Annotated in this window: 10 protein-coding genes and 1 pseudogene; all 11 read left to right on the forward strand. The window is 69.1% G+C overall.

Annotation, left to right across the window (positions count from 1 at the left end; translation table 11 throughout):
• Positions 1-145 precede the first annotated feature (145 nt).
• On the forward strand, positions 146-496 hold the full coding sequence (locus tag AB0M20_RS17005) for a flagellin (protein WP_364299049.1): 351 nt from the start codon (positions 146-148) through the stop codon (positions 494-496).
• A 142-nt stretch (positions 497-638) separates the two neighbouring features.
• Positions 639-1,928 (forward strand): flagellar filament capping protein FliD, encoded by a 1,290-nt coding sequence (gene fliD / locus AB0M20_RS17010; RefSeq protein WP_364299051.1) that lies wholly within the window; start codon positions 639-641, stop codon positions 1,926-1,928.
• Between the two features lie 19 nt (positions 1,929-1,947).
• Positions 1,948-2,322, forward strand: coding sequence for a flagellar export chaperone FliS (fliS, locus tag AB0M20_RS17015; RefSeq protein WP_364299053.1), 375 nt, complete (start codon positions 1,948-1,950; stop codon positions 2,320-2,322).
• A gap of 17 nt (positions 2,323-2,339) precedes the next feature.
• Complete coding sequence (locus AB0M20_RS17020) at positions 2,340-2,660, forward strand: hypothetical protein (protein WP_364299055.1); 321 nt, start codon at positions 2,340-2,342, stop codon at positions 2,658-2,660.
• Positions 2,661-2,796: 136 nt separating this feature from the next.
• Entirely contained in the window at positions 2,797-3,144 is a 348-nt protein-coding gene (locus AB0M20_RS17025) for a flagellar basal body protein (protein WP_364299057.1), read from the forward strand.
• 5 nt (positions 3,145-3,149) lie between these two features.
• Positions 3,150-3,545, forward strand: coding sequence for a flagellar basal body rod C-terminal domain-containing protein (locus tag AB0M20_RS17030; RefSeq protein WP_364299059.1), 396 nt, complete (start codon positions 3,150-3,152; stop codon positions 3,543-3,545).
• 2 nt (positions 3,546-3,547) lie between these two features.
• Complete coding sequence (gene fliE / locus AB0M20_RS17035; RefSeq protein WP_364299061.1) at positions 3,548-3,877, forward strand: flagellar hook-basal body complex protein FliE; 330 nt, start codon at positions 3,548-3,550, stop codon at positions 3,875-3,877.
• Between the two features lies 1 nt (position 3,878).
• On the forward strand, positions 3,879-5,483 hold the full coding sequence (fliF, locus tag AB0M20_RS17040; protein ID WP_364299063.1) for a flagellar basal-body MS-ring/collar protein FliF: 1,605 nt from the start codon (positions 3,879-3,881) through the stop codon (positions 5,481-5,483).
• 49 nt (positions 5,484-5,532) lie between these two features.
• Positions 5,533-6,561 carry a flagellar motor switch protein FliG gene (fliG, locus tag AB0M20_RS17045; protein WP_364299065.1) on the forward strand — a complete coding sequence of 343 codons (1,029 nt, stop codon included), beginning with the start codon at positions 5,533-5,535 and terminating at the stop codon, positions 6,559-6,561.
• 28 nt (positions 6,562-6,589) lie between these two features.
• Positions 6,590-7,237: a FliH/SctL family protein gene (locus tag AB0M20_RS17050; protein ID WP_364299067.1), complete on the forward strand. Its 648-nt coding sequence runs from the start codon at positions 6,590-6,592 to the stop codon at positions 7,235-7,237.
• Positions 7,234-7,912: pseudogene (locus AB0M20_RS17055) on the forward strand (EscN/YscN/HrcN family type III secretion system ATPase); the annotation flags it as partial. The gene AB0M20_RS17050 and the pseudogene AB0M20_RS17055, both read left to right, overlap by 4 nt.

Below are 7,912 nucleotides of genomic sequence, written 5' to 3' on the forward strand. Positions count from 1 at the left end.
CAATGATGCCCCGCAGGCTTAGTTAAACCAACATATCGAACCGCTCCACAATAAAGGCAGCGACACGGCGTTCGGCAAGACCAAGCTGCTGAACGGTTCCTTCACCGACAAGGACTTCCAGGTCGGCGCCAACACCGGCGAGAAGGTGACCGTCACCATCGACGAGGTCAGCGCCACGGAGCTGGGCGTCGGCGCCACGGACATCGACCTCACGACGGGTGCGGCGGCCGCTATCGACACGATCGACGCCGCCATCGAGACGGTCTCCACCCAGCGGTCCAAGCTGGGCGCCGTGCAGAACCGGTTCGAGCACACCATCAACAACCTGAACGTCGCGGTGGAGAACCTGTCTGCCTCGGAGTCCCGCATCCGGGACACCGACATGGCGCAGGAAATGGTCTCCTTCACCCGGAGCCAGATCCTGACCCAGGCCGGAACGTCGATGCTGGGGCAGGCCAACCAGGCGTCGCAGAACGTGCTCTCGCTGCTCCGCTGACCGCTGAGCTTGCTAACGAAGTAGCAACCGCACGCGGCTAACTGAAACACCCGCACGACCGAACAGGTTGAGGGCGGCCGGACACCGCGCCGGCCGCCCTCGGCACATCTGCGATTTCACACCAGTGGGAAGGGGGACGTCCGTGGCCACCACCGTCGACGGCCTCGTCAGCGGCATGAGCACCTCAACGATGATCAACCAGCTGATGCAGATCGAGGCTGCGCCGCAGACCCGCCTCAAGACCAAGGTGAGCGACGCCCAGAGCGTCGTGACCTCGTACCAGTCGATCAACACCAAGCTGGCGGCGCTCAAGACCGCGGCCGACGACCTGAGCCGTCCCTCCACCTGGCGGTCGATCAAGCCGACCTCCTCCTCCACCGCGGTCACCGCGACCGCCACCCCCGGCGTGACCAGCACCCAGACCGGCAACCTCACCTTCGACGTGGTCAAGCTCGCCAAGGCGCAGATCACCACCGCCCGGGTGGACTCCGAGGCGCCGATCACGTCGAGCGACGCGTTCACGATCACGATGAGCGACGGCAGCGACCCGACCGTCATCGACCTGGCCGGCAAGCGGACAGCGCAGGGCGTCGCGGACGCGATCAACAGTGCGGGCATCGGCGTGAAGGCCTCGCTGGTCAAGACCAGCACCGGGGACAGCGTGCTGCAGCTGACCGGAACCAAGACCGGCGCGGCGAACGGCTTCGTCCTCGACGGGGTGGACTTCACGACGAAGAACGCGGTCGAGGCGCAGGACGCCATCCTGCAGGTCGGCGGCGCCGAGGAAACGGGTGGCTACTCGGTCACCAGCAGCACCAACACGTTCACCAACCTCATGGCCGGCGTGACACTCACCGCCACCAAGGAGGAAACCGGGGTCACCGTCGACGTCGCGACCGACGCCAGCGGCATCGCCGACAAGATCAAGGCGATGGTGGACGCCGCAAACGCGGTGCTGTCCGAGGTGACCAAACAGACGAAGGTCGACGCGGCCACCGGCAAGGGCTCGGCGCTCACCGGCGACTTCATGGTCCGGCAGATCAGCCAGTCCGTCCTCAGCGCGGTCAGCCAGGGCCAGGCCGGTATCGGCAGCCTCAGCAAGCTCGGTGTTCAGCTCGAGAAGGACGGCACGCTCAGCTTCAAGGCCGAGAACTTCAAATCGTCCTACGCGGCCGATCCGGACAAGTTCCAGGCCGCCGGCATCACCATGGGCGACGCCTTCCAGGCCGTGGCCAAGAAGCAGACCGACAACCTGACCTCGGCGGTCACCGGCCGCAGGAACATCATCGACTCGATGAACGACCAGATCGACAACTGGGACACCCGGCTCGAGGCACGCCGCAGTGCGTTGACGAAGCAGTACGCGTCGCTGGAAACCGCGCTGAGCAACCTGAGGTCGCAGTCCTCCTACCTGTCCAGTCAGCTCGGCTGACCCGATGCTGAGGGAAAACATGTCTTCTCCCGCACTGCGTGACCGCTACCTGGCGGACTCGGTCAATACGGCGTCCCCAGGCAAGCTGCTGGTCATGCTCTACGACCGCCTCGTGATCGACTTGATGCAGGGCGAGGAGGCGTTGCGCACCGGCGACCGCGAGCAGGCCCGCGACAAGATCACTCACGCCCAGGAGATCATCCTCGAGCTACGTACCACGCTCGACCTGGACGCCTGGTCCGGCGCGGCCGGCCTGGCCGGCCTCTACGGCTTCCTGCTCACCGAACTGATCGGCGCGAACGTCGCCCGGGACGCCGAGCGGGTCGCCGCCTGCCGCAAGCTGGTCGAGCCGCTGCGCGACGCGTGGCGAGAGGCCGCCGCGCAGGCCGGCTGAGACAGGAGTACGCCTTCGTGACCGAGGACTGGCGAAGCGCCTGGGTCGCCGCGCTCGACGAGATGGAACTCGACGTGCAGGCCGCCGAGGCGATGCTGGCCGACGACCACCGGTACGCCGAGCACCCGCCGGCGGACCTGTGGAAGCCGCCCACCGACCTCGGCGCGCTCCCGCTCGAGCTCCGGCCGCGGGCCGACGAGATCTTGACCCGCCAGCTCCGCACGGCCGAGGAGATCGCCCGCCGGATGGTCGCCACCCGGCAGCAGATGGCGATGAACGCCCGCATCGAGACGGGCGAGGCGGTCAAGCGCCCGGTCTACCTCGACTGCGCGATGTGATCCGCGCGCTAACAACCGCGCGGCAACCGTTTGGCACTAAGCGGAATCCTCAGGACGCCGATTCGGATGGTACGAGCGACGGATCGCTCAACGACCGCCACGGACCGGCGACCACCGCAGTCGAGAGGACCCCGCCGTGTTCAACGACGTGTCCACCGCCTCCCTCAAGGTCTCCGTCGCCGGGCTCTCCGCCCGCCAGACCGCCATCGCGGACAACATCGCGAACATCGAGACGCCGGGATATCAGGCCCGTAAGGTCAAGTTCGAGGAGGCGCTGTCCAGCGCCGTCGCGCACGGCGACTCGCCCGCGTCGGTCACGCCGAGCGTGCAGAACTCGCTCGAGCCGACGCGCCTCAACGGCAGCAACGTCAACCTCGACGAGGAGACGCTCTCGCACATCGACACGACGATGCGGTACCAGCTGACGCTCCGCGCACTCGACGGCAAGTACAGCTTGATCCGCGACGCGATCAAGGGGGCCTGACCTAGATGAGCACCTTCAACGCGATCGGCGTGGCCGGCACGGGCGTCACCGTCTACCGCAAGTGGCTCGACGCCGTCTCGGACAACATCGCCAACGTCGACAACGTCAGCCGCACCTCGGAGAACGCCTTCCAGGCCCGCTACGTCATCGCCCAGGAGGCGCAGGACGGCAACGGCGCCCAGGTCGGCGGAATCGCGTACGGCAGCGCCGAGGGCAAGCTCTCCTACGAGCCGGACAACCCGCTGGCCGACAGCGAGGGCTACGTCCGCCGCCCCGACATCGACTTGGGCAGCCAGATGGCTCAGATGATCATGGCGCAGCGCGCGTACCAGGCGAACCTGTCTGTGGTGGACCGGGCCCGTGACTCCTACACCGCCGCCATCAACCTCGGGAAGGGCTGACCATGACTTCTCCGATCAGTGCAATCGGTGGCTTCTCCCCGGTGGACGCGATCACCAAGGTCGCCGAGTCCCAGAAGCCCGCCGGCACCCAGGCCGCCACCGGCACGTCCGGCACCGACTTCGCCGGCATGCTCTCGGCCGGCCTGGAGAGTGTCCAGGCCGCGCAGACCAAGTCGGCCGACCTCGCCACCCGGGTCGCCAACGGCACGCTCGCCGACCCGGCGCAGTACACGATGGCCGCCACCGAGGCCCAGCTCGGCCTCCAGCTGACGATGGCCATCCGCAACAAGGCGGTGGAGGCCTTCCAGGAGATCATGAGAATGCAGGCCTGACATGTCCGACCGTCTCCCCGCCCCCGTTCGCAAGGTCGGCGACACCTTCAAGTCCTTCACCCCGGGGCAGAAGGCCGTCACGATCGTCGCCATCATCGGCCTCGCCATCGGCGGCTACTTCTTCGCCACCTGGGCCTCGACGCCGTCGATGTCGCCCCTGTTCAGCAACCTGTCGAACAAGGACGCGAGCGCGATCGTCGAGTCGCTGCAGAAGTCCGGCACCTCGTACGAGCTGGCCAACGGCGGCGCCACCATCATGGTGCCGCAGGACCAGGTGTACGACCTGCGCCTGCAGCTGTCCGGCGAGGGCCTGCCCGGCGAGTCCGACACCGGGTACGCCCTGCTCGACCAGCAGGGCATCACCACCAGCGACTTCATGCAGCACACCAACTACCAGCGCGCGCTGGAAGGCGAGCTGTCCAACACCATCAAGTCGATCGACGGCGTCGAGGCCGCCACCGTGCACCTGGTCATCCCGCAGAAGGACGTCTTCTCCGACGACCAGAACAAGACCACAGCGTCGGTGCTCGTGCAGTCCTCCGCCAGCAAGCCGCTTTCCACCCAGCAGGTCCAGGCGATCGTCAACCTCGTCGCGGCCAGCGTCGAAGGCCTCGATCCGACGCAGGTGACCGTGGCCGGCGCGGACGGCAAGGTGCTCTCCGCGGGCGGCGGCGCGGCCGTGGCCTCCGGCAGCGGCGACGGCTCCGACTCCCAGACGGTGACCTATCAGAACCGGCTCAACCAGTCCCTGCAGAACATGCTGGACAACGTCGTCGGGCCCGGCAACACCGTGGTGACCACGACCGCGGAGCTCGACTTCGACCAGACCGAGACGACCAGCGAGACGTTCACCTCGGACCCGTCGGTGGCCGCGCTGTCGGAGAGCATCAGCCGCGAGGCGTACAACAATGGCAACGGGACCGGCACCGGCGGCGTCCTCGGGCCGGACAACATCCAGGTTCCCAACGGCAACACCAGCAGCAGCGCCGCCAACCAGTACGAGAACACCCAGACGACGCGCAACAACGCGGTCAACCGGATCAACGAGACCCGCAAGAGCGCGCCCGGCAAGGTGAAGAGCCTGAAGGTCGCCGTGCTGATGAACAGCAAGACCGCCGGGACCGTCGACTCCGCCCAGGTGCAGGAGCTGGTCAGCGTCGCGGCCGGCATCGACCCCACTCGCGGCGACTCGGTCGCGGTCGCGGCCATGCCGTTCGACGAGAGCGCCGCCGACTCGGCCAAGGACGCGCTGGCCCAGTCGGCCGCGGCGGAGAAGGCGGCGAAGCAGGAATCCCTGATGAAGACCGCGGCGCTCGGCCTGGTCGTACTCATCCTGCTCTTCCTGGCCTGGCGGGCCAGCCGCCGGGCCAAGAAGCGCAAGGCGCTCAGCCCGGCCGAGCTGGCTCACCTCGAGCAGATGCAGGCCGCCCTCGAGGCGCAGCGGCTGGCCGAACTGAACGCGGCGATCCCGAGCCCGGCGATCGAGGGGCCGAGCCGCCAAGAGGTCGCGCTGGAGGAGCGGCAGCGCGAGATCGAGCAGATGGTCGAGGATCAGCCCGATGAGATGGCCGCCCTGCTCCGCGGCTGGCTGGGTGCCGGCCGCTGACCGCCGTCAGCCCCGCCACCACCCCCCTTGGTTGTGAGAGAGGACCGCGTTGACCACCACCCCGGCATTGAGCACGACGTCGATGACCGGCCTGCGCAAGGCCGCGATCCTGCTGGTGCGCATGGGCAAGGAATACTCCAGCCGGGTCCTGGCCAGCCTGTCCGAGACCGAGGTCGAGGAACTCTCGGCGGAGATCGCCCGGCTGGGCAAGCTGGAACCCGACGTGGTCGGCGACGTGATCGACGAGTTCTACGCCCTGGCCACCACCAAGCACGCCGGCGCCGGCGGCATGCAGTACGCCCGCGAACTGCTCGAGGCATCTCTGGGCCCGGAACGGGCGAACCTGATCCTGGACCGCCTTCAGGCATCCATGCACGACATGCCGTTCAACTTCCTCAGCCACGCCGACCCGCGGCAGGTGCTGTCCTACGTGCAGTACGAGCACCCGCAGACCATCGCGCTCGTGCTGGCGCACGTACCCAGCGCTCTCGCCAGCTCGATCCTCTCCGGCCTCGCGCCGGAGGTCCAATCCGATGTCGCGCACCGCATCGCGGTGATGGACCGCACCTCGCCCGAGGTGATCCGCCAGGTCGAGCACGCCCTGCAGCGCAAGCTGTCCACCGTGCTGCAGCCCGACGAGCTGTCCACGGTCGGCGGCCTGGACCCGCTGGTCGACATCATCAACCGCGCCGACCGCACGACCGAGCGGCTCATCCTGGAGGCGCTCGAGGCGCGCAACCCGGAGATCGCCGAGGAGATCCGCCGGCGGATGTTCATGTTCGAGGACATCGTCAACCTCGACGACCGGTCGGTGCAGCTGGTGCTGCGGCAGGTGGAGCCGTCCGACCTGGCCACCGCACTGAAGGGCGTGGGCGAGGAGGTCCGCGACAAGGTCACCGGCAACCTGTCCGAGCGTGGCCGGGAGAACCTGATGGAGGAGATCGACCTGATGGGCCCGGTCAAGGTCAAGATGGTCGAGGAGGCGCAGCAGAAGATCGTCTCGGTGATCCGCTCGCTGGAGGACTCCGGCCAGATCGAGATCCAGCGCGGCGGGGAGCAGGAGGAGCTCATTGCCTGAGCCATCGCGGTCTTCTGAGGAACGGCCGGTGCTGCGGGGCACGGTCGCCGAGTCGGCGGCCGCGGCCCGCTTCGGCACGGATCTGCGACGCGAGACGCCGATGGACAGCGCGCCCGTCGAGCGGGCCAAGGAGCAGGCACGCACCGCCGGGTACGCCGAGGGCTGGGCACAGGGCCGGCGGGCCGCCGCCATCGAGGCGCAGGAGGCGGCGGAACGGGCCCGGGCGCTGGAGCACGCCCACGAGCAGCGGCGGACGGCGGCGCTGGCGAGCGCGGTGAACGCCCTCGGCCGCGCCGTCACGTCGCTGGAGACGCAGCTGATGCCGACGTTGCACGAGTTGCAGGAAACCGTGCTGGCGCATGCCTTCGAGCTGGCCGAGGCCATCGTCGGGCGTACCCTCGACGACCCCGACCACCGCGCCGCCGACGCCGTGCGCCGCGCCATGGCGGCCGCGCCCGACCAGGGCGCGATCGTGGTGAGCCTGCACCCCGACGACTATCGCAATCTGGTCGGATCGGACGCCGGCGCGGACTACAACTATGGGGGAAGGCCGGTGCACCTGCGTCCGGAACCCTCGCTGCGGCCGGGTGACGCGATCGCGGAGACCGGCTCCACGACGGTCGACGCGTCGATCGCCGCGGCCGTGCAACGCGCCCGGGAGGCACTGCGACTGTGACCGACCTCTTCCGCTCCCGCGTCGACGCCGCGCTCGCCGCCGCGCAGCCCCTCTCCCGCGGCCGGGTCACCGGCGCGGTCGGCCTGCGCGTCACGGTCGGCGGCCTCGAGGCTCGGGTCGGGGAGCTGCTGCAGATCGGCGAAGGTCCGACGGCCGTGCTGGCCGAGGTCGCCGCGCTCGACGGTGATCGGCTGTCCTGCCTGCCGCTGGGCCCGATCGCCGGCCTGGGCACGGGCGAGTCGGTGGTCTCCACCGGTGGCCCGTTGCGGGTCGCCGTCGGCCCGGACCTGCGTGGCCGGATCCTGGACGGGCTCGGCCGCCCGATGGACGGCGGCCCGCCGCTGCGTGGCGACCTGGTCAGCATCGAGGCGGCGCCACCGTCCGCCATGGAGCGTCAGCTGGTGGACGCGCCGATGTCCTTGGGGGTGCGGGTGCTGGACACGCTCGTGCCCTGCGGCCGCGGCCAGCGCATCGGCATCTTCGCCGGCTCCGGCGTCGGCAAGTCGACGCTGATGAGCATGATCACGCGCGGCACTTCGGCGGAGCTGAACGTCGTCGCCCTGGTCGGCGAGCGCGGCCGTGAGGTCCGGGAGTTCATCGAGCACGACCTCGGCCCGGAGGGCCTGTCCCGCTCGGTGGTGGTGATCGCGACGTCGGACACGCAGCCGCACCAGC

Source organism: Actinoplanes sp. NPDC051633, assembly GCF_040681735.1.
Classification (GTDB): domain Bacteria; phylum Actinomycetota; class Actinomycetes; order Mycobacteriales; family Micromonosporaceae; genus Actinoplanes.